The 24,171-nt window shown below is 64.9% G+C and carries 24 protein-coding genes and 1 pseudogene; 18 read left to right on the top strand and 7 right to left on the bottom strand.

The window, feature by feature from the left end; all coding sequences use genetic code 11:
• Positions 1-53 precede the first annotated feature (53 nt).
• Both RB2654_RS04455 and aroB read left to right on the top strand, forming a co-directional pair.
• Positions 54-611: pseudogene (locus tag RB2654_RS04455) on the top strand (shikimate kinase); the annotation flags it as partial.
• Position 612: 1 nt separating this feature from the next.
• Positions 613-1,722: a 3-dehydroquinate synthase gene (aroB, locus tag RB2654_RS04450; RefSeq protein WP_008328946.1), complete on the top strand. Its 1,110-nt coding sequence runs from the start codon at positions 613-615 to the stop codon at positions 1,720-1,722.
• On the opposite strand, the gene RB2654_RS04445 is transcribed toward aroB, so the two are convergent.
• Positions 1,719-2,777 carry a site-2 protease family protein gene (locus RB2654_RS04445; RefSeq protein WP_008328945.1) on the bottom strand — a complete coding sequence of 353 codons (1,059 nt, stop codon included), beginning with the start codon at positions 2,775-2,777 and terminating at the stop codon, positions 1,719-1,721. The genes aroB and RB2654_RS04445 overlap by 4 nt on opposite strands.
• A 66-nt stretch (positions 2,778-2,843) precedes the next feature.
• Positions 2,844-3,332 carry a single-stranded DNA-binding protein gene (ssb, locus tag RB2654_RS04440; RefSeq protein WP_008328944.1) on the bottom strand — a complete coding sequence of 163 codons (489 nt, stop codon included), beginning with the start codon at positions 3,330-3,332 and terminating at the stop codon, positions 2,844-2,846.
• Positions 3,333-3,512: 180 nt separating this feature from the next.
• Between ssb and RB2654_RS04435 the strand changes: the two genes are divergently transcribed.
• Positions 3,513-4,082 (top strand): lytic transglycosylase domain-containing protein, encoded by a 570-nt coding sequence (locus RB2654_RS04435; RefSeq protein WP_008328943.1) that lies wholly within the window; start codon positions 3,513-3,515, stop codon positions 4,080-4,082.
• A gap of 2 nt (positions 4,083-4,084) precedes the next feature.
• Here the strand turns inward: RB2654_RS04435 and RB2654_RS22270 are convergent, their stop codons facing one another.
• From RB2654_RS22270 to miaA, 3 genes are all read right to left on the bottom strand, one after another.
• Positions 4,085-4,612, bottom strand: a complete 528-nt coding sequence (locus RB2654_RS22270; RefSeq protein WP_008328942.1) for a GFA family protein — start codon at positions 4,610-4,612, stop codon at positions 4,085-4,087.
• A gap of 146 nt (positions 4,613-4,758) precedes the next feature.
• Positions 4,759-5,565 (bottom strand): helix-turn-helix domain-containing protein, encoded by an 807-nt coding sequence (locus RB2654_RS04425; protein WP_008328941.1) that lies wholly within the window; start codon positions 5,563-5,565, stop codon positions 4,759-4,761.
• 219 nt (positions 5,566-5,784) lie between these two features.
• Positions 5,785-6,678 carry a tRNA (adenosine(37)-N6)-dimethylallyltransferase MiaA gene (miaA, locus tag RB2654_RS04420; RefSeq protein ID WP_040884394.1) on the bottom strand — a complete coding sequence of 298 codons (894 nt, stop codon included), beginning with the start codon at positions 6,676-6,678 and terminating at the stop codon, positions 5,785-5,787.
• A 106-nt stretch (positions 6,679-6,784) separates the two neighbouring features.
• Here miaA and pyrH point away from each other — a divergent pair, with 106 nt between their 5' ends.
• From pyrH to fabZ, 10 genes are all read left to right on the top strand, one after another.
• On the top strand, positions 6,785-7,549 hold the full coding sequence (pyrH, locus tag RB2654_RS04415; protein WP_008328939.1) for a UMP kinase: 765 nt from the start codon (positions 6,785-6,787) through the stop codon (positions 7,547-7,549).
• Between the two features lie 106 nt (positions 7,550-7,655).
• Positions 7,656-8,222 carry a ribosome recycling factor gene (gene frr / locus RB2654_RS04410; RefSeq protein ID WP_008328938.1) on the top strand — a complete coding sequence of 189 codons (567 nt, stop codon included), beginning with the start codon at positions 7,656-7,658 and terminating at the stop codon, positions 8,220-8,222.
• A gap of 107 nt (positions 8,223-8,329) precedes the next feature.
• On the top strand, positions 8,330-9,007 hold the full coding sequence (gene uppS / locus RB2654_RS04405; protein ID WP_083783449.1) for a polyprenyl diphosphate synthase: 678 nt from the start codon (positions 8,330-8,332) through the stop codon (positions 9,005-9,007).
• Complete coding sequence (locus tag RB2654_RS04400) at positions 9,000-9,860, top strand: phosphatidate cytidylyltransferase (protein WP_008328936.1); 861 nt, start codon at positions 9,000-9,002, stop codon at positions 9,858-9,860. Before uppS ends, RB2654_RS04400 begins: the two co-directional genes overlap by 8 nt.
• Positions 9,857-11,056 carry a 1-deoxy-D-xylulose-5-phosphate reductoisomerase gene (gene dxr / locus RB2654_RS04395; RefSeq protein WP_008328935.1) on the top strand — a complete coding sequence of 400 codons (1,200 nt, stop codon included), beginning with the start codon at positions 9,857-9,859 and terminating at the stop codon, positions 11,054-11,056. The genes RB2654_RS04400 and dxr overlap by 4 nt, the downstream gene beginning before the upstream one ends.
• The gene (gene rseP, locus RB2654_RS04390; RefSeq protein ID WP_008328934.1) at positions 11,047-12,384 is read left to right on the top strand and encodes an RIP metalloprotease RseP; all 1,338 of its coding nucleotides are present in this window, start codon (positions 11,047-11,049) and stop codon (positions 12,382-12,384) included. Before dxr ends, rseP begins: the two co-directional genes overlap by 10 nt.
• Before the next feature lie 132 nt (positions 12,385-12,516).
• On the top strand, positions 12,517-12,648 hold the full coding sequence (locus RB2654_RS24010) for a hypothetical protein (RefSeq protein WP_008328933.1): 132 nt from the start codon (positions 12,517-12,519) through the stop codon (positions 12,646-12,648).
• Positions 12,649-12,805: 157 nt separating this feature from the next.
• Positions 12,806-15,151 (top strand): outer membrane protein assembly factor BamA, encoded by a 2,346-nt coding sequence (bamA, locus tag RB2654_RS04385; RefSeq protein WP_008328932.1) that lies wholly within the window; start codon positions 12,806-12,808, stop codon positions 15,149-15,151.
• Between the two features lie 28 nt (positions 15,152-15,179).
• Positions 15,180-15,767 (top strand): OmpH/Skp family outer membrane protein, encoded by a 588-nt coding sequence (locus tag RB2654_RS04380; RefSeq protein WP_008328931.1) that lies wholly within the window; start codon positions 15,180-15,182, stop codon positions 15,765-15,767.
• Between the two features lie 75 nt (positions 15,768-15,842).
• Positions 15,843-16,310, top strand: a complete 468-nt coding sequence (fabZ, locus tag RB2654_RS04375; protein ID WP_040884392.1) for a 3-hydroxyacyl-ACP dehydratase FabZ — start codon at positions 15,843-15,845, stop codon at positions 16,308-16,310.
• 156 nt (positions 16,311-16,466) lie between these two features.
• On the opposite strand, the gene mnmA is transcribed toward fabZ, so the two are convergent.
• Positions 16,467-17,612, bottom strand: a complete 1,146-nt coding sequence (gene mnmA / locus RB2654_RS04370; protein WP_008328929.1) for a tRNA 2-thiouridine(34) synthase MnmA — start codon at positions 17,610-17,612, stop codon at positions 16,467-16,469.
• A 120-nt stretch (positions 17,613-17,732) separates the two neighbouring features.
• Here mnmA and sciP point away from each other — a divergent pair, with 120 nt between their 5' ends.
• The 5 genes from sciP to RB2654_RS24005 all read left to right on the top strand — a co-directional run bounded on the left by sciP (position 17,733) and on the right by RB2654_RS24005 (position 23,493).
• Positions 17,733-18,011, top strand: a complete 279-nt coding sequence (sciP, locus tag RB2654_RS04365; protein WP_040884390.1) for a CtrA inhibitor SciP — start codon at positions 17,733-17,735, stop codon at positions 18,009-18,011.
• Positions 18,012-18,109: 98 nt separating this feature from the next.
• Positions 18,110-18,823 (top strand): response regulator transcription factor CtrA, encoded by a 714-nt coding sequence (gene ctrA / locus RB2654_RS04360; RefSeq protein ID WP_008328927.1) that lies wholly within the window; start codon positions 18,110-18,112, stop codon positions 18,821-18,823.
• A 195-nt stretch (positions 18,824-19,018) separates the two neighbouring features.
• Complete coding sequence (gene ligA, locus RB2654_RS04355) at positions 19,019-21,151, top strand: NAD-dependent DNA ligase LigA (protein WP_008328926.1); 2,133 nt, start codon at positions 19,019-19,021, stop codon at positions 21,149-21,151.
• The gene (gene recG / locus RB2654_RS04350; RefSeq protein WP_008328925.1) at positions 21,148-23,238 is read left to right on the top strand and encodes an ATP-dependent DNA helicase RecG; all 2,091 of its coding nucleotides are present in this window, start codon (positions 21,148-21,150) and stop codon (positions 23,236-23,238) included. Before ligA ends, recG begins: the two co-directional genes overlap by 4 nt.
• A 132-nt stretch (positions 23,239-23,370) precedes the next feature.
• Entirely contained in the window at positions 23,371-23,493 is a 123-nt protein-coding gene (locus RB2654_RS24005) for a hypothetical protein (RefSeq protein WP_008328924.1), read from the top strand.
• A gap of 177 nt (positions 23,494-23,670) precedes the next feature.
• On the opposite strand, the gene RB2654_RS04345 is transcribed toward RB2654_RS24005, so the two are convergent.
• The gene (locus tag RB2654_RS04345; protein WP_008328923.1) at positions 23,671-24,114 is read right to left on the bottom strand and encodes an iron-sulfur cluster assembly scaffold protein; all 444 of its coding nucleotides are present in this window, start codon (positions 24,112-24,114) and stop codon (positions 23,671-23,673) included.
• Between the last annotated feature and the right edge of the window lie 57 nt (positions 24,115-24,171).

The raw sequence follows: 24,171 nt of genomic DNA, 5'->3' as shown, positions 1-24,171 counted from the left end.
GCGGTCACGCCATGTGATCGCATTCACATTCCGGTCGGCAGACTGCTGCCGTTCGCAGGTGCAGGTTGAAGCAGGTGTTGAAAAAGCCAGTCACGGTGGTCGGCATGATGGGCGCGGGCAAGAGCGCGGTCGGCAAGGCCTTGGCGACGCGGCTGGGGGTGCCCTTCCTCGATTCGGATGCCGAGATCGAGGCGGCGGCGAACATGACCATCGCCGAGGTGTTCCAGCGCGACGGCGAGGCTTTCTTCCGTGATCGCGAGGCCGAGGTGATCGCACGGCTGCTTTCGACCGGCCCGATCGTGCTGTCCACGGGGGGCGGTGCTTTCCTTGCCGAACGCAACCGCGATGCGATTTCGGCCGCGGGCGTGTCGCTGTGGCTGCGGGCGGATCTGGACCTGCTGTGGCAGCGGGTCCGGCACAAGACGACCCGGCCATTGTTGCGCACCGCCGATCCGAAGAAAACGCTTGCCGAGATCTATGCGGCACGTCAGCCGATCTACGCGCTCGCCGATCTGGTGGCCGACGCGGACCCCAAGTATTCGATTTCCGATATGGCCGCCCACGTCATCGACGTTCTGAAAACGCGGCCCGACGTGCTCGAGGAGGTCTAGGATGGAAACCGTTCACGTCGCGCTTGGCGATCGCTCCTATGATGTGCGGATCGGGCCGGGGCTGCTGTCTCAGGCGGGCGCGCAGATCGCGCCGCTGCTGAACCGCCCGCGCGTGTCCATCGTGACCGAAGAGCGCGTCGCGGGGCTGCATCTGGCGGCGTTGCAGGCGGCGCTGAAGGCCGAAGGGATCGAGAGCGAGGCGTTGATTCTGCCTGCGGGCGAGGCCACGAAAAGCTGGGCGCATCTCACCGAAACCGTCGAGTGGCTGCTTGCCCAGCGGGTCGAGCGCAAGGATGTCGTCGTGGCCTTCGGCGGCGGCGTGATCGGCGATCTAGCGGGCTTCGCGGCGGCGATCCTGCGCCGGGGCGTGCGCTTCGTGCAAATGCCCACTAGCCTTCTGGCGCAGGTGGACAGTTCGGTCGGCGGCAAGACCGGGATCAATTCGCCGCGCGGCAAGAACCTTGTGGGGGCCTTCCACCAGCCCTCGCTCGTGCTGGCCGATATCGACGTGCTGGGCACGCTGTCGGAGCGAGACTTTCTGGCGGGCTACGGCGAGGTGGTGAAATACGGCGGCCTCGGGTCGCTCGACTTCTTCGAATGGCTCGAAGCGAACGCGCCTGCCATGGCGGCGGGCGACATCGCGCTCAGGACCGAGGCGGTGCGCCGCTCGGTCCAGATGAAGGCCGACATCGTGGCGCGGGACGAAACCGAGCAGGGCGACCGGGCGCTGTTGAACCTCGGCCATACCTTCGGTCATGCGCTCGAGGCCGCGACGGGCTATTCCGACCGCCTTCTGCATGGCGAGGGGGTCGCCATCGGCTGTGCACTGGCGTTCGAGACCTCGGCGCGGATGGGCTGGATGAGCCAGGAGGCGCCGAGCCGTTTTCGTGAGCATCTGTCGGCCATGGGAATGAAGCGCGACCTACGTGACATTCCGGGCGACCTGCCGGATGCCGAGGGTCTGATCGACCTCATGCGGCAGGACAAGAAGGTCGAGGCGGGCACGATCAAGTTCATCATGGCGCGCGGCATCGGCGAGGCCTTCGTCACGGACGAGGTCGACCTCGACCTCGTGCGAATGATCCTGTCCGAGGCGCTTTCGGCCCGTTAACGCCCGAGCCGGTCCATCACGGTCCGGTGGCTGATATAGCCCGCGACCTCGCCGGTCGCATCCGTCACCGCGACCGCCGGGGCGCTGTTCAGCAGGCGCAGAACATGGGCGAGCGGCGTGCCGTCCTGCACCACGGGCACGTTCGTGGCCATCACCCGTGTGATCGGCGCCTGTGCGCCCAGCGTGTGATACTGATCGTCCAGTTGCTTTCGCGCGAGCAGACCGGTGATGCGGCGGCTCGCGCTGTCGACCACGGGAAATTCCGCCACACGCTCCCGGTCGAAGGCCTCACGCGCCTGTTCCAGTGTCAGCGATGTGCCGAGCGCCTTGAACCCGGTGGCCATGACGTTGCCTGCGGTTTCGGTCTTCGCCATCGCGCGCAGGCGCACGTCGCGTGCTTCGGCACGGGCGGCCATGAAGATGAAGACGGCGATGATCGGGTAGATGAAGCTGCCGATATAGAAACCGTAGATGCCGAACCCCACGGCGAGCACCTGACCGACACCCGCCGCGATCCGCGTGGCCTTCACCCTGTCGGTGACCATCGCGAGGGTTGCGCGCAACACGCGGCCACCATCCATCGGGAAGGCCGGGATCATGTTGAACGCGGCGAGGATCAGGTTCAGCGTGGCCAGTTCGCGCGGCAGATCGGCGAAGGTCATGCCGCCGGTGAGGGGGGCCGCCTCAAAACTCAGCCCGGCGGTGATCCAGAGGACGAAGAAGATCACCACGTTCACGGCAGGCCCGGCGAGGGCGACGAGCACCTCTTGCCCCGGCTTTTCCGGGATACGCATGAGCCGTGCGACCCCACCGATGGGCAACAGCGTGATGTCCGGCGTCGGAATGCCGAACCGCCGCGCGGTCAGGGCATGGCCGTATTCATGGGCGATGACGCAGGCGAACAGCGCGAGCACATAGGCCACATTGACCAGCGCCGCGTCCAGCCCGCCGAACGAATAGGCGCTGCCGCCGACATAGGCGAGCAGGATCAGAAAGGTCGCGTGGACGCGAAGTTCGGAGCCGAGCAGGCGGCCGATGGGAAAAGACCAGCGCATATGTCAGAGATAGGACCGGGCAGGGGATGTGAGAAGGGGCGCCCGATGCGCCCCTGTCGTCGATCCTCAGAACGGGATCTCGTCGTCGAAGCTGCCGCCGCCCGACGCCGGGCCGGAGGGGCCGCTGTCATAGCCGCCGCGATCGTCGTAGCCGGAGCCCGAGGACGAGCCGCCACCGTAGTTGCCGCCACCCGAGTCGCCGCCGCGCGAATCGAGAAGCGTCAGTTCACCGCGATAGGGGCGCAGCACCACTTCGGTGGAATACCGATCCTGACCAGACTGGTCCTGCCATTTGCGGGTTTCGAGTTGGCCCTCGATATAGACCTTCGAACCTTTGCGCAGATATTGCTCGGCAATCCGGCCCAGAGGCTCGGAAAAGATCGCGACCGAATGCCATTCGGTGCGTTCGCGGCGTTCGCCCGTGTTGCGGTCTTTCCAGTTCTCCGACGTCGCGATGCGCAGGTTCACGACCTTCCCGCCATTCTGGAACGTCCGCACCTCCGGGTCGCGCCCGAGGTTGCCGACGATGATCACCTTGTTGACGGACCCAGCCATGAGCACCTCCCGAATCTGTAAAACTTGCTTCAAATCGTTACATCACCCGTGCCCGGTGAAGGAAAGGTTAAAATCCCCGGAACCGGGACGGCGGAGGCCCGCTGCCGGTCCGGGTGCGCGAGGCTGGCGAGTCACCGCAATTGACGGTATAGTCCGGTCAAAACGGAGAGCTGGGCGGTGATGAAGGGACTACTCGCAGGTGCGGTGGCGTTGTCGGTCGCGGTGGGCGCGCCGGTTGCGGCACAGACGTTTTCCTCGTCGAACGGACAACGCAGTTTCGAGAATGCCTTGAAGGTTCTCGACGGGCGGGCGCGTGAGCAATACGCAGGCTCGACCCGGTATCAGCCGCGCCCGAAAGAGCATGTTCCGGCGTTTCGCGGCAGCTACAAGGGCGAGTATCTGGCCCATGCCAAGGCGGCGGCGGCCAAGCACGGCATTCCCGAAGACCTGTTCCTGCGGCTCGTGCAGCAGGAATCGGGCTGGAACCCGTCGGCCAAGTCCCATGCGGGCGCCATCGGTCTTGCGCAATTGATGCCCGAAACCGCGTCGCTTCTAGGGGTGGACCCGGACGACCCGCTTCAGAACCTCGACGGCGGGGCGCGGTATCTCGCCCAGCAGTATAAGGCGTTCAAGTCGTGGAAGCTGGCGCTCGCGGCCTATAACGCGGGGCCGGAAGCGGTGACGAAATACAACGGTGTCCCGCCCTATAAGGAAACCGAAGGATACGTGAAAGCGATCCTCGGCGGCTGAGATCAGATGTCGCGGGCGACGAACCCCATGTGATCGGTTTCGAACCCGCTGCGCCAGATCGCGTGCCAGCGTCTGAACAACATGCGCCGTGAATAGCCCGGATAGGTGCGCACGCCGTCGGCGTGTTGGCCGGCTTCGACCCGATCCTTTGCATAGACCCTGAGCTCCGGGTCCGGGCGCGCCTGTTCCGGCACACGGTCCGCAAAGACCCCGACCCAGGGCCGCCCCTTGCGATCAAGATACATCGGCGTGCCACAGCAGGTGGCGATGACCCGGTCGGTCGGGCTTTTCGGGTCGAGCTTATGGGCGGCGAGCTTGTCGGAGCCGGACTGGCAGGTGAGCCTGTCCTTGCGCCACAGCACATGGAACGTCCCGCCCTCGGAATCGGCCACCGGCGCATTGAACCGACGCTCGAAGATCATCGCGGCGGTCTGGCATTCGGCACAATGGCAGATGGTCGCCCCGGACGGGCGACCGGACGCGCTCAGGCGCACCGTTCCACAACGGCAAGTGATGTCCTGACTGTCCATGGTGTCCAACCTCTCGTGAATACGAGACGCGCGGTTTCACTAAAAGTCAATTTATAATCGCCGAGAGTCTCATTTAGAGACGTCGGTTGGACTCACGTCATCATTGGGAAGGGGCTTCGTCAAGTGACCAATGGGTCACAAGACGATCAGGCGCCGCGCCGGAACTGCGACGGGGTGCGCCCCGTGTGATTCTGGAACGCCCGCGTGAAATAGGCCGCCGAGGCGAAGCCGAGCGACGACGCGATGTCCTTGATCGGCATATGCGTTTCGGTCAGCAGTCGCCGCGCCTCGTAATGCACGCGGTCGGCAAGGATCGACGAGGCCGGACGCCCGCAAGCCTTGTTGCACACACGACTCAGGTGCGTGGGCGTCACGCCCAGTTCCTTGGCGTAGTCGCGGACGGTCTTGGCGGAATGAAATTCCTGTTCGACCAGCGCGGTGTAGGCGGCGGCAAGGCGGGACGAGGCATCCTCGTCCGGCTCTTCGATGTCGAGCGCGCGCATCTGGCGTTCTATCCAGACCGACAGAAGGCCCGCGTGACACAGCATGGCGCGGTCCGAGGCAAGGTTGCCGCTTTCCAGTTCGGACTGAAGGTTCTCGATCAGCCGATTCAGTTCGATATGCTGATCGGCTTCCTGAAGGCGCAGGTGCACGGGGTCTTCGGGCAGGGAAAGCTCGTCTTCCACGCCGACCGGGAACACGACGATCATCCCGTGGACGGTCGAGTTCATCTCGAACCCGTGCATCGTGCCCGCAGGCACGTAGATCGCGTTGTGCGAGGTGTAGCCGGAGGTCTTGCCGTTCACCGTGATGCGGCCCTGACCGCGGGTGAACCAGAGGAGAACAGGGGCGCCGTAGCTGCGCATCGCCTCGGTTCGCCACCGTCCGCCGCTTGCGAGGCGGGCCAGAGGGATGACACGGAAGGGAGAGCTCAGCGCGTTCAGTTGGTCCATTTTTTATTGGTTCTCCCTGTCTGTCCCCGTTCGAACGACCGACTTTTGTTCGATTCGTCCTACCGCCATGTCGCCCCCTCATCGCGGTCCTTCAGCGGTAGACGATTTCCACAGACCTGTCGCCCCCGACTATCCACAGTCTGCGGGTTTTCCTGTGGATAACTCCGAGGCTTTTTGCCGCTGTCGCACAGGGGCCACATATTCGTGAACTAGCGGGAGTCAGGGTATCGTGACTTGCGTCCAGTCCGACATCCGCGACCGGAACCATGTGCGCTGACGCTTGGCATATTGCCGACTCGCGATGATCGCGGCGTCGCGTGCGGCGTCCAGCGTCATCTCGCCCTTCAAATGCGCGATAAGCTCGCGCGCGCCGATGGCCTTGGCCGAAGGCAGGTCGGGCGACCACGTGGTCAGATTGGCCTCGGCCTCGGCCAGCACACCCGCTGACAGCATCGCGTCGAACCGCCGGGCGATCCGGTCGGCAAGCCAGTCGCGCGGGGAATTGAGGACAAGGGGCAGGGCGTCGGCCAGTGGCAGCAGGGGCGGGGGCGTGTCGTCCTGCCAGGCCGCCAGACCCTTGCCGGTGGTGCGCTGAACCTCCCACGCGCGGGCCACGCGGGCGGGGTTGCGGGTGTCGATCCGGGCGAGCGTCTCGGGGTCGATGTCGGACATGAGGGCGTCAAGGCCCTTTTCGGCCAGCAGCGCCTCGCCTTCGGCGCGCACTTCCGGCGGTGTGGCGGGAATATCGGCGAGCCCTTCGGTCAGAGCCGAGAAATAAAGCCCGGTGCCGCCCACGATGATGGGCCGCTGCGGGCCGGACAAGAACGGCGCGACCTCGCGCAGCCAGTGCCCGACCGAATAGAACGTGTCGCCGGGCACGTGACCGTAAAGCCGGTGCGGCGCAACCTCTTCCTCCGAGATCGACGGGCGGGCGGTCAGGATACGCCAGTTGGAAAAGACCTGAAGCGCGTCGGCATTGACGATCACGCCGCCCGCCGTGCGCGCGATCGCCAGAGCCAGCGCCGACTTGCCGCTCGCCGTCGGTCCGGCGATCAGAACCGGGCGGTCCGGCGGCAGATCATCGAGAAAGGGGGCCGCAAGCTCCTCTGCCATCACATGCTTTCTTCCCAGCCCCCGGTTTTTCGCGGATTGCGCCCGCCGGGGATTTCCGACATTTTGCGCGCGATCCATACATGACCCCCGAGGACGACGCAAAGACATGACCGAGGCCGTGACCAACGCCCCCGCCGACGCTCGCCAACCGAAATACAAACGGGTGATGCTGAAAATCTCAGGCGAGGCGTTGATGGGCGACGGGTCATACGGCCTGAACCCGCCCACCGTCGCGCGTATCGCGCAGGAGGTGAAGTCGGTTCACGACATGGGCGTCGAGATCTGCATGGTGATCGGCGGCGGCAACATCTTCCGGGGTCTCGCGGGCTCCGCACAGGGGATGGAGCGCACGACGGCGGATTACATGGGGATGCTCGCGACCGTGATGAACGCGCTCGCCATGCAGTCGGCATTGGAAGAGCTTGGCGTCTACACCCGTGTCATCAGCGCGATCCCGATGGATCAGGTCTGCGAGCCCTACATCCGCCGCCGCGCCGTGCGCCACCTCGAGAAAAAGCGGGTCTGCATATTCGCCGCCGGCACCGGGAACCCCTATTTCACCACCGACACGGCCGCCACGCTGCGCGCCAACGAAATGGCCTGTGAAGCGATCTTCAAGGGCACCAAGGTGGACGGGGTCTATGACAAGGACCCCAAGAAGTTCGACGATGCAAAACGCTATGACGTGGTCAGCTATGACGAGGCGCTGGCGAAACGTCTGGGTGTCATGGATGCCTCGGCCATCGCGCTGGCCCGCGACAACAACATGCCGATCATCGTGTTCTCGCTGGACGAACCGGGCGGGTTCAAGGGCATTCTTGCCGGGCAAGGCACCTATACCACGGTCAAGAACGCCAAGCCTGCCGCCTGAGGTCGGGCCGGCAGACCCGAGGGCCCGCGTCTCTATACAGTGCGGCCCGATGAGAGTATATGAGCGCAAACAATGGACGCAGGTCCACGGTCAGGAGGATTGAGGCATGGCTGACGAAGAGCTTGAGATCGACATCGACGATCTGGAACGCCGTATGGAAGGCGCCATCGGGGCGCTGCGCACGGAACTCGCCTCGCTGCGCACGGGCCGTGCCTCGGCCGCGATGCTGGAGCCTGTCCACGTCGAAGCCTATGGTCAGCGCACGCCGATCAACCAGGTGGGCACCGTGAACGTGCCGGAGCCGCGCATGGTCACGATCAACGTGTGGGACAAATCGCTGGTGAACGCGGTCGAAAAGGCGATCATGGAGTCGGGCCTGGGCATCAACCCCCAGACCAACGGCACCATCATCATGCTGCCGATCCCGGAATTGAACGAAGAGCGCCGCAAGGAACTGGCCCGCGTCGCCGCGCAATACGCCGAAAGCGCCCGGGTCGCGATCCGCAACGTGCGCCGCGACGGGATGGAACAGCTCAAGAAAGCGAAAGCTGCGGGCATGTCCGAGGACGACAACAAGATCTGGCACGACGAAGTGCAGGAACTGACCGACAAATACATCGGCAATGTCGACAAGACGCTCGAGACCAAGCAGGAAGAGATTATGCAGGTCTGACCTTTCGGTCTGACCGGCGCGTGTCACGCGTTGCCTGACGAGGGAGCCGCCCCGTGAACGAGCAAAGCCAGATCGGAACCGGCAAGGGCCTCCACGTCGCCATCATCATGGATGGCAATGGGCGTTGGGCCAAGGAGCGCGGTCGACCGCGCCTGTTCGGCCATCATGCAGGCGCCAAACGCGCGCGCGAAGTGGTCGAGGCCTGCCCGGACCTTGGCGTGACGCACATCACGCTCTTCGCGTTTTCCACCGAGAACTGGAAGCGGACGCAGGCCGAAGTGGCGGGGCTGATGAGCCTGTTTCGCCGCTATATCAACAAGACCGCGCATGAGCTGAACGACGAGGGCGCTTGCGTGCGCTTCATCGGCGACCGCATCAAGCTGGACCCGAAGCTGCGCCGTCTGATGGACGATCTGGAAGACCTGACCAAGGACAACGACCGGGTGCATGTCACGGTCGCCTTGAACTACGGCGGGCGGGACGAGGTGGCGCGCGCCACACAGCGGCTGGCGCAGGATGTGAAGGCGGGCAAGCTGGACCCGGATACCATCGACGAGGAAACGCTGCCCAAATACCTCGACACCTGCATGTTGCCCGACCCCGATCTGGTGATCCGCACCTCGGGCGAGGCGCGGGTGTCCAATTTCCTGCTCTGGCAGTCGGCCTATGCGGAGTACGAGTTCATCGACACGCTCTGGCCCGACTTCGACCGGGCGAAGTTCGCCGAGATCCTCGATCGGTTCGCCATGCGCGACCGGCGTTTCGGCGCGGTGAAGAATGGCTGACACGTCCGCATCCGCCTCCAAATGGTCCGATCTGTCGACGCGGGTGATTTCCGCGGGCGTGATCGTGCTGATCGCCCTCGGCGCCCTGTTCGGCGGGCCGCTGGCGTGGTCGATCTTCGTCGTGATCGTCTATGTGCTGATGCTGCGCGAGCTTGCGAAACTGTGCGAGGTCGAAATCCCGACCTTGCGCCGTTGGATCATCGCGCTTCTTCCGGTGGCGGTTCTCGCGATCACCTTCGTCCTGCCGCTGGCCGGGCCGGAACCCGGCGGGGCCGAGGCGATCTGGACCGCCGTCACCTTCGGCGTCATGCGGGCACTTCTCGTGGCCTTCGTGCCGCTCGCGGTCGGTCTGCTTCTGATCCGCGCGGGCCATCGGACGTGGCTCGCCTATGGTCTGCTCCTTGCCGTCGCCGCGCTGTCTCTGATCTTCGGTCAACTCGTGGCCGGGCCGCGCGGTATCCTCGCCCTGATCGGGATCGTCGTGATTTCGGACATCTTGGGATATTTCGCCGGGCGTGCGTTCGGTGGGCCGAAGTTCTGGCCGCGTATCAGCCCGAAAAAGACGTGGTCCGGCACGGTGGCCGGATGGGTCGGCGCGGGGCTGTTCGGCGCACTGGTCGGGCCGGGGCTTCTGGACGTTCACTGGGCGCTTTGCGCGTTGGGCGCCGTCGTGCTCGCCTTTGCCGGGCAGATGGGCGACATCGCGGAAAGCTGGCTCAAACGCCGGGCAGGGGTCAAGGACAGTTCGGCCCTGATCCCCGGCCACGGCGGGGTGCTCGACCGGCTCGACGCGCTGGTGGCGGTCGCCGCACTGGCCGGTGTGGCCGCGCTGGGGTTCGGGATCTTCCCATGACCCGGCGGGTGTCCATTTTCGGTGCGACCGGGTCCATCGGCTGTTCGACCATAGACCTGATCGAGCGCGACCCCGAGGCGTTCGAGGTGGTCGCCCTGACCGGCGGGCGCAACGTCGATCTTCTGGCCCGGCAGGCCAAGGCGCTCGGCGCCGAGGTCGCGGTAACGGCACATGAGGAATGCCTCGCCGACCTGCGCGAGGCCCTGTCCGGCACCGGGATCGAAGTGGCCGCGGGCGAGGCGGCGCTGACCGACGCGGCGCGCCGTCCGGCCGATTGGGTCATGTCGGCCATCGTCGGAGCAGCCGGTCTGCCGCCGGGGCTGGCGGCGCTGGAACAAGGCGCGACCCTTGCGCTTGCGAACAAGGAGAGCCTCGTCACGGCGGGGCCTCTCATCCTCGGCACAGCGCGCGATCATGGCGCGACCGTCCTCCCGGTGGACAGCGAACATTCCGCCGTGTTTCAGGCGCTGGTGGGTGAAGACATGGCCGCCGTCGAGCGGGTCATCATCACCGCTTCGGGCGGCGCGTTCCGCGACTGGCCCATCGACAAACTGGCCTCGGCCACGCTGGAAGAGGCGTCGAGCCACCCGAACTGGGACATGGGACAGCGGATCACCATCGATTCCGCCTCGATGTTCAACAAGGCGCTGGAACTGATCGAGACCCGCGAATTCTTCGGGGTGCGCCCCGATCAGATCGAGGTCATTGTTCATCCCCAAAGCCTGATCCACGCGCTTGTCGGCTTCAACGACGGGGCGCTCATGGCCCATGTCGGCCCGCCGGACATGCGCCACGCCATCGGATACGCGCTGAACTGGCCGGAGCGCAAACCGCTCCCGGTCGAGCGGTTGGACCTTGCCCGGATCGGCCAGCTTGAATTCCGCGCGCCCGAAGATGCCCGCTATCCGGCCCTGCGCCTTGCGCGCGAGGTGATGGAGGCCGGCGGCATGGCGGGTGCGGTGTTTAACGCCGCCAAGGAAACCGCGCTGGACGGCTTCATCGCCCACCGGCTCGGTTTCATGGATATGGCCGGGGTCGTCGAAGGGGTGCTCACGGAACTGTCGGGTGACACGGGCCTCATGTCTGCCGCATTTACTCTTGATAACGTGCGCGCGGCCGACCACATGGCCCGGATACGAGCAGAAGAGATAATATCAGGGGCGAAGACCCCGAAAAGGAGTGCCACGTGGACCTGACCGCGCTGATCCCGTCTTTCGGCAACCTCGCCTTCACCCTGATCGCCTTCATCATCGCGCTGACGATCATCGTCGCGATCCACGAATACGGCCATTACATCATCGGGCGTCTGTCCGGGATCAAGGCGGACGTGTTTTCCATCGGCATTGGGCCGGTGCTGGCGAAAAAGACCGACAAGCATGGGACGCAATGGCAGATCGCGGCGTTCCCCGTGGGCGGATACGTCAAGTTCCGGGGGGATGCGAACGCGGCTTCAGCGGGCGTGGACGAGGGGGCGATGGCCGGCCTGTCGGATGAAGAACGGCGGCATACCATGCACGGCGCGCCGCTCTGGGCGCGGGCGGCGACCGTCGCGGCGGGTCCGATCTTCAACTTCGTGCTGTCGGCCCTGATCTTCTTCGCGATGGCGTTCCACACCGGCATCGCCACCGACCCGCTGACGGTCGAAGAGGTCGCGCCGGTCTCGGGGCTCGAGGCGCTGGAGCCGGGCGACCAGATCCTGTCCATCGCGGGCGAGGAAACCCCGTCGCTGGACGAATTCGACGGGTTCGTGTCGCGTCTGCCCAACGAAAGCCCGGTGGAATACGTGGTTCTGCGCGGCGGGCAGGAGGTGACGGTCGAGGCGCTGCATCCGTTCCCGCCCTACGTCAGTTCCGTCACGCCGCAGTCGGCGGCCTCGGACGCGGGGATTCGCGAAGGCGACCTGATCCTGACCGTCGACGGTGAACCCGTTTCGACCTTCGGTGACCTGCGCGCCATCGTGGGCGAGGGCGATGGGGCGGCCCTGACGCTTGGCATCGAACGCGACGGCGAAGCGATCAGCGTCGATCTGACCCCGCGCCGGGTCGACCTGCCGCTGCCCGAAGGCGGGTTCGAGACCCGCTGGCTGATCGGAATCGCTGGGGGCCTCGTGTTCGAGCCGGAAACCCGCGCGCCTTCATTCGGCGAGGCCGTTTCGACGGGCGTGGGGCAGGTGGGCTACATCATCTCGTCTTCGCTGTCCGGCCTGTGGCACATGATTACCGGGGCGATTTCGTCCTGTAACCTGCGCGGGCCCATCGGCATCGCCGAAACCTCGGGTGCGGCGGCGAGTCAGGGGCTGGACAGTTTCATCTGGTTCATCGCGGTGCTGTCCACCGCCGTGGGGCTTTTGAACCTGTTCCCGATCCCGGTGCTGGACGGCGGCCACCTCGTGTTCCACGCCTATGAGGCGGTGGCGGGCAAGCCCCCGTCGGACCGCGCGATGCGGGTTCTGCTCGCGGTCGGCCTGGCCCTGATCCTGTCGATCATGGTGTTGGGCGTGACGAACGATCTCTTCTGCCCATAGGCCCCGAGAGCCGGGCGCGCCCACCTGCGCCGTGAAGCCGATCGCAAATGCCTTAATCTTGCCGCAATTCGGATGTGGTCCCGCCCGAATCCCATGTGAGTTTCCCCTCCATAACGCTGGAGGTACGAGCGCATGGAACACATTCAACACAGCTACCGCGGGCTTCACCTTTTGATGGACCTGAACTGGGACCGTCTTCTGTATGTCGGCACGCTGGCGGCCGCCCTTGGCTGCGGGGCCTTGCTGGGCGCGTTCCTGCACTGATTTCACGGCGGGTCGCACCGCTCTGAAAACTTACACTTTTCGAACCTGTCGCAGGGCCGCCATAGCGCGGCCCTCAGTCGTTTGACTTGCTTTGACACCGCCCCCCAAACCCGCTAGTCACACTAGGGACTGGGATGTCTGAGCGGATGACAACAAGATGACGTATAACGAGCAGCGTGCCGCCCGCGCCAAGGGGCTGCGCCAATCCGTCTTTGCACCGGCTGCCACGGCGGTTTTCTTCGGGGTATCAGGGGCTTCGCTGATCGTGCCATCGGCGGCACTCGCGCAGTCCTACAATTTCTCCTCGGTGCAGATCGTCGGGACCGAAAAGATCGAAGCGGCGACCATCCTCGCCTACCTCGGATTCGGCAAGAACGAGACGGTCAGCGCGGCCCAACTCAACGACGCCTATCAGCGCCTTCAGGGTTCGGGCCTGTTCGACACGGTCCGGCTTCAGCCGAGCGGTCGCACGCTGGTCGTCCGGGTGCAGGAACAGGCGTTCATCAGCCGCATCAATATCGAGGGCAACCGCCGCGAGGACGACGAGGATCTGATCGCGATCATCCAGTCGCGCCCGCGTCAGGTGTTCTCGCCCGCCGTCGCCGAGCGCGACGCGCAGGTGATCGCGGAATACTATGCCCAAAAGGGTCGCTTGGCCGCCGAAGTGACGCCGCGCATCATCCGGCGCACCAATGGCCGCGTCGACCTCGTCTTCGAAGTGATCGAGGGCCGGGTGTCCGAGATCGAGCGTCTGTCCTTCTCCGGCAACCGCAGCTTCGCCGACTCCCGTCTGCGCCGTGTTCTGACGTCGAAACAGGCGGGCCTTCTGCGGGCCTTCGTCCAGTCCGACACCTATGACCCCGGCCGGATCGAGTTCGACAAGCAGGTTCTGACGGATTTCTACAATTCGCGCGGCTTCGTCGATTTCCGGGCCGAAGCGGTCGCCGCCGAAGCGGGCAGCAGCCGTGACGGCTATCAGGTGACATTCAAGATCACCGAGGGCCAGCAGTTCAGCGTCGGTCAGGTGAACACGATTTCCGAGGTCGACGGTGTCGACACCGCCGAATTCGAGCGCGCGGCCCGTCTGCGTCAGGGCGGCGTCTACAACCCGTCGGACGTGGACAACGCGATCGCGCGGATGGAGCGTCTGGCGGCCCAGAAGGGTCTGAACTTCATCACCGTCGAGCCGCGCATCGTGCGCAACGAACGCGAAGGCACGCTGGACGTGACGCTCGCCATCACCCGCGGGCCGCGCGTGATCGTCGAGCGGATCGACATCGAGGGCAACCAGACCACGCTCGACCGCGTGGTGCGCTCGGAATTCCGCACGGTCGAAGGCGACCCGTTCAATCCGCGCGAAATCCGTCGCGCCGCCGAACGTATCCGCGCCCTTGGCTATTTCGCGAATGTCGACGTGCAGGCGCGCGAAGGCTCGGCGTCGGACCGAGTCGTGGTCGACGTGGACGTGGAAGAGCAGGGCACCGGTTCCCTCTCCTTCGGGGCGTCCTATTCGACGGCCTCCGGTTTCGGTCTGAACGCGTCGTTCAGCGAATCGAACTTCCTGGGTCGCGGCCAGTACATCAGCGCCGAGTTCAACTGGGGCGTCGCCGTCCGCAACTACTCGTTCTCCTTCGCCGAACCCCGGCTTCTGGGCCGCGATCTCGAGCTTGGGATCAACGCGTTCTACTATGACACGCTGGCCTCGGCGAATGCGAACTACGACACCACCCGGCTGCTGGTGGAACCCTATCTGGAGTTCCCGATCAGCCCGTCGAGCCGCGTCGCGGTCAAGGCGGGCGTGCGTGGGTCCAACATCGCGAACGTCGATCCGGCCAGTTCCGCCGTGCTCATGGCCGAGGCCGGGCGCGGTTGGCAGATCGGCGGGCACGCGGGCCTGACCTACACCTTCGACTCGGCGATTTCCGGGCTCGACGATATGTCGCGCTTCTTCCTCGAAATCGACACCGAGGTCGGCGGTCTTGGGGCCGACAACCAATACCTGAAGGCGACGGCTCTGGCGCGGGCGCAGACCCGCATCATGAACGACGAGGTGACGCTGAGGGCCGAGGTCGAGGGCGGCGCGCTCTATTCCATCGGCGGCGCAGGTGCGCGCGTGACGGATCGCTTCACGCTCGGCCCGGAAAAGGTGCGGGGCTTCCGCTTCAACGGCACCGGCCCGCGTGACCTGACCGTCGCGAACACCGATGCGCTTGGCGGCAACTACTTCGTCGCGGCCCGCGTCGAGGCGCAGTTCCCGCTTGGTCTGCCCGAGGAATACGGGATCAGTGGCGGCGTGTTCGCCGATGTCGGTTCGCTCTGGGGCCTGGACAACACGCTGGGCGGCACCATCGACGACGCATTCTACCTGCGGTCCTCGGTCGGTGCGTCGCTGTTCTGGGACACGCCCATCGGCCCGCTGCGATTCAACTACTCGATCCCCGTCGTGAAACAGGGCTACGACCGCGAAGGCCGGTTCGAGGTGACGATCCAGACCCAGTTCTGATCAGGTTCGCGCCCCTTCGGAGGTTGCCATGCGTCTGATTGCCTTGATCCTGTCGCTCGTGACGGTCTTGTCCGTCACGCCGCCGGTGCTGGCCCAGAATCTGGGTCAGCTGGTGTCGCCCATCCTGACCATCGACCGCGAGGCGCTGTTCGAGCAAAGCCGGTTCGGCCAGCGCGTTTCGTCCGATCTCGACGCGGAATCCGCAGCCCTGTCGGAAGAAACCCGCAAGATCGAGCAGGAGTTGGAGGCCGAAGAGCAGGCGCTGACGGATCAGCGCGACTCGATGACGGCGGAAGAGTTCCGGGCGGCCGCCGATGCCTTCGATGCCCGTGTCGTTCAGTTGCGCAACGACCGCGACGCCGCCCAATCGGATTTCGTGCGGCGCTTTGAGACGGCGCAGCGGGATTTCTACAACCGGATCGGCCCGGCGCTTGGCCAGATCATGCAGCAGCGCGGGGCGGTCGTCCTGCTCGACAAGCGGTCGGTGCTGCTGGCCGCGAACGCCATCGACGTGACCGAAGAAGCGATCGCGCTGATCGACGAAACCTTCGGTGAAGGCTCGAACCTCGTTCCCGAAGCCCCCGCCGACCCGGACACGCCGGCCGCGCCCGAATAGCCCCGCGCCGCGCAAACCCTTGCGCCCGCGCCTGCCACGGGGCAAAAGGCGTGCCAGTATTCAAAGGATGTTCACATGACAGACGCGCCCCTTTCGGCTGATATCCACATGATCCAACGGTGCATTCCGCACCGCTACCCGTTCCTGCTGATCGACCGGGTCGAGGATATCGTGACAAACGAAAGCGCCGTCGGGGTGAAGAACGTCACCTATAACGAGCCGCATTTTCAGGGACACTTTCCGCAGACGCCGATCATGCCCGGCGTGACTATCGTCGAGGCGATGGCCCAGACCTCGGCGGTGATGGTGTCGATGTCGCTCGACCTCGTCGACAAGGAACCGCTGGTCTACTTCATGGGGATCGACAAGGTGAAGTTCCGGCGCAAGGTGGTGCCGGGCGACGTGCTGAAGATGCACATCAAGACGATCCGCGGCGGGTCGAAGATCTGGAAATTCGAGGGTCGCGCCACGGTGGACGGCGAAGTGGCCTGTTCCGCCGAGTTCTCGGCCATGATCGACCTGAGCCAGTCTCCGTCAGCCTGATCTTTAGACCTGATCTTTCGAAATGTGTGCGCCTGCGCGCACGCAGCTTTTGCGCCGCCCCGGCTGTGCCGGGACGTCGCGGTGGCAGCCGCCGTTGGCGGCTCTGGAGGGCCAGCCCTCCAGACCTCCCGAAGTATTTCGGAAACGAAGAAGGGGTCAGTGGCCCGTGTGAATCCAGCCGCCGCCGAAGATGCGGGAGCTGTCGGGGGCATAGAACACGCAGGCCTGACCGGGTGAGACGCCTTCTTCGGGCGTCAGCAGTTCGACCTCGGCTTCGGTTTCGCTAATCGGCCGGATCACCGCTTCGCGCGGCGGGCGCGTCGAGCGGACCTTGACGGACAAGTGCCATTCGCCTTGCGAGGTGAAGGGCGCGTCGCCGAGCCAGTTGATCTCGCGCACCGGGATCGTGCGGGTCGCGAGCATCTCTTTCGGGCCGACGACGACCTGCCGGGTCTCGGTGTCGAGGCGCACCACATAGAGCGGGTCGGACAGACCGCCGATCCCCAGGCCCCGGCGTTGTCCGATGGTGTAGTGGATCACGCCGTCGTGGCGGCCCAGCACGCGCCCGTCCGCATGGACGATCTCGCCTGGCTCGGCGGCGCCCGGGCGCAGCTTTTCGATCACGCCGGCATAGTTTCCGTCGGGCACGAAACAGATGTCCTGGCTGTCCGGCTTGTCGGCCACTTCCAATCCGAATTCGCGGGCGAGGGCCCGGGTTTCGTCCTTGGTCTTGAGGTGGCCGAGCGGGAAGCGCAGGAACGACAGTTGCTCCGGCGTGGTCGAGAACAGGAAATAGCTCTGATCCCGGTTCGCATCGGCCGCCCGGTGGAGTTCCGGCCCGGCGTCGCCGTCGAACCGCTGGATATAGTGCCCGGTCGCCATGCAGTCGGCGTCGAGGTCTTTGGCGGTCGCAAGCAGATCCTTGAACTTCACGCGCTCGTTGCAGCGGATACAGGGCACGGGTGTCGCACCACCGAGATAGCTGTCGGCGAATTCTTCGATGACCGCTTCGCGGAAGATGTTCTCATAGTCGAGCACGTAATGGGGAAAGCCCATTTCCTCGGCCACACGACGGGCATCGTGGATATCCACCCCCGCGCAGCAAGCGCCCTTCTTGGCCAGCGCCGCCCCGTGATCGTAAAGCTGGAGCGTGACCCCGATGACATCGTAGCCTTCGCGTTTGAGCTTGGCGGCGACCACGGAACTGTCGACGCCGCCGGACATGGCGACGACCACTCGGGTCTCGCTTTCGGGCTTGGCGAAGCCCAGCGAATTGACGCGGATTTCGGTGTCGAGGCTCATGGCACGCTCCTTTGAACGCGCGAATATATGAAAATTGCACATAACAACAAGGCCGGGTTTCACGCAACATTAAGCCCCTCGCGCAAAAGTGCTTGTGCCTTAGTTCGAGGGAAGACCGTGATGTACCTTAAGAAAGTCGATGGACCGCGCGCCGTGCGATTGCCGGACGGCAGCCATATGACCCGTGCCGACCTGCCGCCTGCGAACACACGGCGCTGGGTCGCCTCGCGCAAGGCCGCCGTGGTGCGCGCGGTCAAGTTCGGCCTCGTGACCCTGCCCGATGCGCTCAGGATGTACGCGCTGTCGGAGGAGGAGTTCGCGGAGTGGCAACATGCGGTCGAAACCCACGGAGAAGCCGCGTTGAAAGCCACGGCGCTTCAGAAATATAGACAACCCTAGGTAGAATGAGCTATGACTCACGCATGGGTAACGGGACGTTAACCATTTGGGGCGAGAGTGTGAACGAACGGAACGGGAACTTATCTGGAGACTGACCGATGCGAATCCTGCTCGTCGAAGACGATCCGACCACATCTCGCTCGATCGAGCTGATGCTGACTCACGCCAACCTCAACGTCTATTCCACGGATCTGGGGGAGGAGGGGGTCGACCTCGCTAAGCTCTATGATTACGACCTGATCCTTCTGGACCTGAACCTACCGGACATGAACGGGCACGAGGTTCTGCGCCAGTTGCGCCTCGCGCGGATCGAAACGCCGATCCTGATCCTGTCGGGCAACGACGACACCGAGAACAAGCTGCGCGGCTTCGGGTTCGGGGCCGACGATTACATGACCAAGCCGTTTCACCGCGACGAGCTGGTCGCGCGCATCCACGCCATCATCCGCCGGTCCAAGGGCCATTCGCAGTCGGTCATCCAGACGGGCCGGGTCGCGGTAAACCTTGACGCGAAATCGGTGGAAGTCGATGGGCGGCCGGTTCATCTGACCGGCAAGGAATACCAGATGCTCGAGCTCCTCAGCCTGCGCAAGGGCACGACGTTGACGAAAGAGATGTTCCTCAACCACCTTTACGGCGGGATGGACGAACCGGAACTCAAGATCATCGACGTCTTCATCTGCAAACTGCGCAAGAAACTCGCCGAGGCCACCGAGGGCGAGAACTACATCGAAACCGTCTGGGGCCGTGGCTATGTGCTGCGTGATCCGCAGCCGGTCGAGATGGACCCACAGGTGGCGATGGGGGCCTGAGGCCCACAGGTGCACATTGCCGGCGCGCGGGGCCGGCCGGAACGATTGCTGACAGGTTCGTCTTTCATTTCGATCCTCCCGACTGCCCGGCAGACCTGACTGCCGGGCCTTTCTTCCCCCGCCCGCCGTGACCGACCGCTGGACGATACCGGCGCCCGGTTCTATCTCTTGTCAGGCAAGCGAACGGGGGGCCACGTGACCGGACATTCGGAAACCGCTGTCGAAAAACTGGACGAGGCTGGTGCACGGGCGGAGCTCGCGCGGCTGGCCGATCTGCTCGCCTCAGCGAACACCGCCTATCACACCGAAGACGCGCCGGAGATGTCCGATGCGGCGTACGACGCGGCCAAGCGGCGCAACGCCGAGATCGAAGCACGGTTTCCAGAACTGAAGCGGGATGACAGCCCGACCGATCAGGTGGGGGCGGCACCGGCCGAAGGGTTTTCCAAGGTCCGACACCGGGTGCGGATGCTGTCGCTCGCCAATGCTTTCGACGACGACCACGTCATTGACTTCGACCGCCAGGTGCGCGCGTTCTTGGGCTTCTCCGCCGAAGAGCCGCTCGCTTTTACTGCGGAACCCAAGATCGACGGTCTGTCGCTTTCCCTGCGTTATGAAAACGGCGAACTGATGCAGGCCGCGACGCGGGGCGATGGCGGCGAAGGCGAAAACGTCACCGCGAACGCGCGCACCATTGACGACATTCCGCAGCGCCTGTCGGGCGCGCCGGATGTCCTTGAAGTGCGCGGCGAAGTCTACATGAGCCATGACGATTTCGCCCGGCTCAACGAAAGCCAGTCGGCAAAGGGCGGCAAGACTTTCGCCAATCCGCGCAACGCGGCGGCCGGATCGCTTCGTCAATTGGACAGCCGGATCACCGAGGCGCGGCCTTTGCGCTTTTACGCCTATGCGTGGGGCGAACTCAGCGATCCTCTGGCGGACACGCAAATGGGGGCCATCGAAAAACTCGCGGATCTGGGGTTTTCCACGAATCCGCTGACCAAGATCGTCGAGACGCCCGAGGCGATGTTCGACCATTATCACGCCATCGAAGAACAACGAGCGACGCTCGGTTACGACATCGACGGTGTCGTCTACAAGGTCAACGACCTCGCGCTGCAAAAACGGCTCGGGTTCCGCTCGACCACGCCCCGGTGGGCCATCGCGCACAAGTTCCCGGCGGAACTGGCCTGGACCCGGCTTGAAGCGATCGACATTCAGGTCGGGCGCACGGGCGCGCTATCGCCGGTCGCGCGGCTCAGCCCCGTCACAGTCGGCGGGGTGGTCGTGTCGAACGCCACGCTGCACAACGAAGACTACATCGCGGGCCGCGATTCCAAGGGCGGCGACATCCGGGGCGGCAAGGACATCCGCGTCGGCGATTGGGTGCAGGTCTACCGCGCCGGCGACGTGATCCCCAAGGTCGCGGATGTCGACCTCACGAAACGTCCCGACGACGCCGAACCTTACGTATTCCCCGACACCTGCCCGGAATGTGGCTCCGAAGCGATCCGGGAGGAGGGGGATGCGGTGCGCCGTTGCACCGGCGGCATGATCTGCCCGGCGCAGGCGGTCGAAAAACTCAAGCACTTCGTCTCGCGCTCGGCCTTCGACATCGAGGGGTTGGGCGCGAAACAGGTCGAGGCCTTCTATTTCGACGAGGGCCTTCCGATCCGCGAACCCGCCGACATCTTCACCTTCGCCCGGCGCGACGGTGCGGCGCTCGCCAAGCTGAAGAACCGGGACGGCTGGGGCGAAAAATCGGCGGCGAAACTCTTCGAGGCCATCGAAGAGCGGCGGCGCATTCCGCTCAACCGCGTGATCTTCGCACTCGGCATCCGGCACGTGGGGGAAAACTCCGCCAATCTGCTGGCGCGCCACTACGGCGACTGGCCGACGTTCGAGGCCGCGATGACCGGCGCGTCGCCCGAGGGCGGCGCGGCGTGGGAAGAGCTTTTGTCCATCGACGGGGTCGGGGAAACCATGGCCACCTCGCTCGTCACGACCTTCCATCAGGAGGCCGAGCGCGCCTCCATCGACCGGCTGGTGGCCGAACTCGACATCGAGCCGGTCGAGGCGCCGCAGACGGAGGGCAGCCCCGTCGCCGGCAAAACGGTCGTCTTCACCGGGACGCTGGAAAAGATGACGCGGGCCGAAGCCAAGGCGCGGGCCGAGGCGCTGGGGGCCAAGGTGTCGGGCTCGGTCTCGGCCAAGACCGATCTGCTCGTCGCTGGTCCCGGTGCCGGGTCGAAAGCCAAGAAAGCCGCCGAGCTTGGGATCGAAACCATTGACGAGGACGGCTGGCTCGACCTCATCAACGGCGCATGAGCACGCGACCCGAAATCCTCTTCCCGCTCTTTGCCGAGTTGGAGACATTGGGGGGCATCGGTCCGAAATCGGCCAAATCCTTCGCGGCACTCGACATCACCCAGCCGCGCGACCTGTTGTTTTCGCTGCCATATTCCGGGGTCGATCGGTCGTTTCGCGCCTCGGTCTCCGAAATTCGCCCGCCCGCCACGGTGACGGTCGAGGCGGAGGTGGGGCGCCACCTGCCGCCGTCGGCGCGCAACAGGCCCTATCGGGTCGAGATGACCGATGCGCTCACGACGTTTTACCTCGTGTTTTTCCACGGCAACCCGGACTGGATTTCGCGCAACCTGCCCACGGGACAACGGCGCATCGTGTCGGGCAAGGTCGAGGAATACGACGGTATCCGCCAGATGCCGCACCCGGATCATATCCTCAAACCGGGCGAGGCCGACCTGATCCCGGAGTTCGAACCGGTTTACCATCTGGCCCAAGGCGTGACGCAGAAGTTGATGTTCCGCGCGGTGGGCGAGGTTCTGTCGCGGGTCCAGCCGCTCATCGAATGGATCGACCCCGGCCTCAAGGCACAGGAACACTGGCCCGACTGGCACGAAGCGGTCCGGATCGCGCATATGCCGCAGGGGCCGGACGACCTGTCGCCACAGGCGCCCGCGCGGCGGCGGTTGGCGTATGACGAGTTCTTCGCGCATCAACTGACCCTCGCGCTGGCCCGCGCCCGGATGCGGCGCGGCAAGGGCCGGGCGAGCGTGGGCACCGGCATTTTGCAGGACAAGGTGCGCGCGGCGCTGCCCTTTCAACCGACCGGGGCGCAGGAACGCGCGGTGGCGGATATCGCCGCCGACATGGCCGCCGGACAGCGGATGAACCGTCTGCTTCAGGGCGACGTGGGCGCGGGTAAGACGCTGGTCGCGTTCCTTGCGCTTCTGGTCGCCGTCGAGGCGGGCGGGCAGGGCGTGATGATGGCGCCGACCGAAATCCTTGCGCGCCAGCACCTTGAGAGCCTGCGCCCGATGGCCGAAACCGCAGGTGTCGTCGTCGAATTGCTCACGGGCCGCGACAAGGGGGGCGAGCGGCGCGCCAAGCTGGAGGCGTTGAAACGCGGCGATATCCACGTGCTCGTCGGCACCCACGCGGTATTTCAGGACGATGTGGCGTATCACGACCTGCGCCTTGCCGTGGTCGATGAACAGCATCGTTTCGGGGTGACGGAACGGATGCGTCTGGGCAAGAAAGGGCAGGCCGCGGACGTTCTGGTCATGACAGCCACGCCCATTCCCCGGTCGCTGTCGCTTGCGCAATACGGCGATATGGATGTCTCGATCCTCGACGAAAAGCCGCCGGGGCGTCAGCCGATCACCACCTCGGTCCTCCCGACGTCGCGCCTTGACGATGTGGTCGCGCGGCTACGCGGTGTGGCCCAAGACGGGGGGCAGGCCTATTGGGTCTGTCCGCTGGTGGGCGAAAGCGAGGTGAGCGAACTGATCGCGGCCGAAGAACGGTTCAAGCACCTGCGCGCGGCCTTGGGTGAGGGTGTCGTCGGGCTGGTCCACGGCCAGATGCCGCCCGCCGAGAAAGACGCGGCGATGGCGGCGTTCCAGCGCGGCGAGACCAAAGTTCTTGTGGCGACGACCGTGATCGAAGTCGGTGTCGACGTGCCCAACGCCACCATCATGGTGATCGAGCGGGCCGAACACTTCGGTCTCGCGCAGCTTCATCAGCTTCGGGGCCGGGTCGGACGCTGCTCGAAAGCCTCGACCTGTCTGCTGCTCTACCAGTCGCCGCTCACCGAGACGGGCGAGAAGCGCCTGGGTATCATGCGCGAGACCGAGGATGGGTTCCGCATCGCCGAGGCGGATTTGGAAATGCGCGGTGCGGGCGACCTGATCGGCACCGCGCAATCGGGCCTGCCCAAATTCATGGTCGGTGATCTGGAACATCAGGCCGGGCTGATGGCCGTTGCGCAGAAAGACGCGCGCAAGCTACTGGCCGATGACCCCGATCTGACCAGCACGCGGGGCGAGGCGGCCCGTGTTCTCCTCTGGCTCATGCGGCAGGACGAGGCGATCCGTTTGATTTCAGTGGGTTAGCGTTTCGTTCCTGTCGGAATGCTAAAAAGTTCTCAGATGTTCTCAAAAAGTTCTTTACAGAACGTGAACGAATATGAGAACAAAGTGTTAACGAAGAACACAAATCGAACACGACAGAGCAGGAGAGCCGCCATGATCAAGGATATCCGTCAAGTCCTGAACCGGTCCCGCGCCACGCTGTGGCAGGATATGGCCGGAGGCGCCGCGCTCATGGTCGGTCTGATCGCCATGCTGCATCTGCCTGCTATTTTCTGAGTTTCTGCCTGCGGTAAAAGGGTCCGGCATCCCTGTCCCAAGCTTGATGCCGACGCTCCCCCAAGCGTCACCTGTCCCACCCGGAACTGCCTCTTTCCCCGGGTCCGACCCACACCGCTTACTGTCGCCGCCTCTTCCCGGAGGCGGCGATTTTTTTCGTCCGGTCTCAGGGATAAGTCAGGCGGCGGCCTGTGCCTCGTCCATCGCGGCGAGCGTCGCTTCCCAGGCCAGAAGGATCGAGGGGTGGCGGTTCTTGAATTCGCGCGCCGGGCGCAGAACCTCCAGCTCGTCGAACGGGGCGGGCGGGGTCGGCCCGTCTTCCTTCAACATCTTCACCAGCGCATCGCGGGCGGCGGCGATGGTGTCGCGATCCTGACCGATCACATGCGCGCCCAAGATCGAGGACGAGGCTTGGCCGAGCGCACAGGCCTTCACGTTCTGGGCGAAGTCCGCGATTTTGCCGTCCTGCATCTTGAGCGTGGCGGTCACGGTCGAGCCACAGAGCGGCGAGCGTTGCTTGGACGTGCCTTGGGCGCCGTCGAGCGTGCCCAGATGCGGGATGTCGGCGGCAAGCGCGAGGATGCGCTTGGAGTAAAGCTTGATGAGATCCGAATCCGACATGGTTCCCCCGGGGCTTTCCGTCTGGTCGCGTTTTCCCTAGATAGGCGAGCGAAACGC

The sequence above is a fragment of the Maritimibacter alkaliphilus HTCC2654 genome, from assembly GCF_000152805.1.
Classification (GTDB): Bacteria; Pseudomonadota; Alphaproteobacteria; order Rhodobacterales; family Rhodobacteraceae; genus Maritimibacter; species Maritimibacter alkaliphilus.
The sequence above is the reverse complement of the archived record's forward strand: the minus strand, read 5'-3'. Positions and strand labels throughout refer to the sequence as shown.

Excerpts from the sequence above, each read along its gene's own strand:
- uppS (WP_083783449.1), top strand. The coding sequence starts at position 8,330 with ATGGATGGCAATGGGCGTTGGGCCAAGGAGCGCGGTCGACCGCGCCTG.
- dxr (WP_008328935.1), top strand. The coding sequence starts at position 9,857 with ATGACCCGGCGGGTGTCCATTTTCGGTGCGACCGGGTCCATCGGCTGT.
- ctrA (WP_008328927.1), top strand. The coding sequence starts at position 18,110 with ATGCGAATCCTGCTCGTCGAAGACGATCCGACCACATCTCGCTCGATC.
- RB2654_RS04425 (WP_008328941.1), bottom strand. The coding sequence starts at position 5,565 with ATGGACCAACTGAACGCGCTGAGCTCTCCCTTCCGTGTCATCCCTCTG.
- RB2654_RS04445 (WP_008328945.1), bottom strand. The coding sequence starts at position 2,777 with ATGCGCTGGTCTTTTCCCATCGGCCGCCTGCTCGGCTCCGAACTTCGC.
- RB2654_RS22270 (WP_008328942.1), bottom strand. The coding sequence starts at position 4,612 with ATGGACAGTCAGGACATCACTTGCCGTTGTGGAACGGTGCGCCTGAGC.
- RB2654_RS04400 (WP_008328936.1), top strand. The coding sequence starts at position 9,000 with ATGGCTGACACGTCCGCATCCGCCTCCAAATGGTCCGATCTGTCGACG.
- mnmA (WP_008328929.1), bottom strand. The coding sequence starts at position 17,612 with ATGAGCCTCGACACCGAAATCCGCGTCAATTCGCTGGGCTTCGCCAAG.
- recG (WP_008328925.1), top strand. The coding sequence starts at position 21,148 with ATGAGCACGCGACCCGAAATCCTCTTCCCGCTCTTTGCCGAGTTGGAG.
- RB2654_RS04435 (WP_008328943.1), top strand. The coding sequence starts at position 3,513 with ATGAAGGGACTACTCGCAGGTGCGGTGGCGTTGTCGGTCGCGGTGGGC.
- RB2654_RS24010 (WP_008328933.1), top strand. The coding sequence starts at position 12,517 with ATGGAACACATTCAACACAGCTACCGCGGGCTTCACCTTTTGATGGAC.
- aroB (WP_008328946.1), top strand. The coding sequence starts at position 613 with ATGGAAACCGTTCACGTCGCGCTTGGCGATCGCTCCTATGATGTGCGG.
- RB2654_RS04380 (WP_008328931.1), top strand. The coding sequence starts at position 15,180 with ATGCGTCTGATTGCCTTGATCCTGTCGCTCGTGACGGTCTTGTCCGTC.
- pyrH (WP_008328939.1), top strand. The coding sequence starts at position 6,785 with ATGACCGAGGCCGTGACCAACGCCCCCGCCGACGCTCGCCAACCGAAA.
- RB2654_RS04345 (WP_008328923.1), bottom strand. The coding sequence starts at position 24,114 with ATGTCGGATTCGGATCTCATCAAGCTTTACTCCAAGCGCATCCTCGCG.
- ssb (WP_008328944.1), bottom strand. The coding sequence starts at position 3,332 with ATGGCTGGGTCCGTCAACAAGGTGATCATCGTCGGCAACCTCGGGCGC.
- RB2654_RS24005 (WP_008328924.1), top strand. The coding sequence starts at position 23,371 with ATGATCAAGGATATCCGTCAAGTCCTGAACCGGTCCCGCGCCACGCTG.
- fabZ (WP_040884392.1), top strand. The coding sequence starts at position 15,843 with ATGACAGACGCGCCCCTTTCGGCTGATATCCACATGATCCAACGGTGC.
- frr (WP_008328938.1), top strand. The coding sequence starts at position 7,656 with ATGGCTGACGAAGAGCTTGAGATCGACATCGACGATCTGGAACGCCGT.
- bamA (WP_008328932.1), top strand. The coding sequence starts at position 12,806 with ATGACGTATAACGAGCAGCGTGCCGCCCGCGCCAAGGGGCTGCGCCAA.
- miaA (WP_040884394.1), bottom strand. The coding sequence starts at position 6,678 with ATGGCAGAGGAGCTTGCGGCCCCCTTTCTCGATGATCTGCCGCCGGAC.
- sciP (WP_040884390.1), top strand. The coding sequence starts at position 17,733 with ATGTACCTTAAGAAAGTCGATGGACCGCGCGCCGTGCGATTGCCGGAC.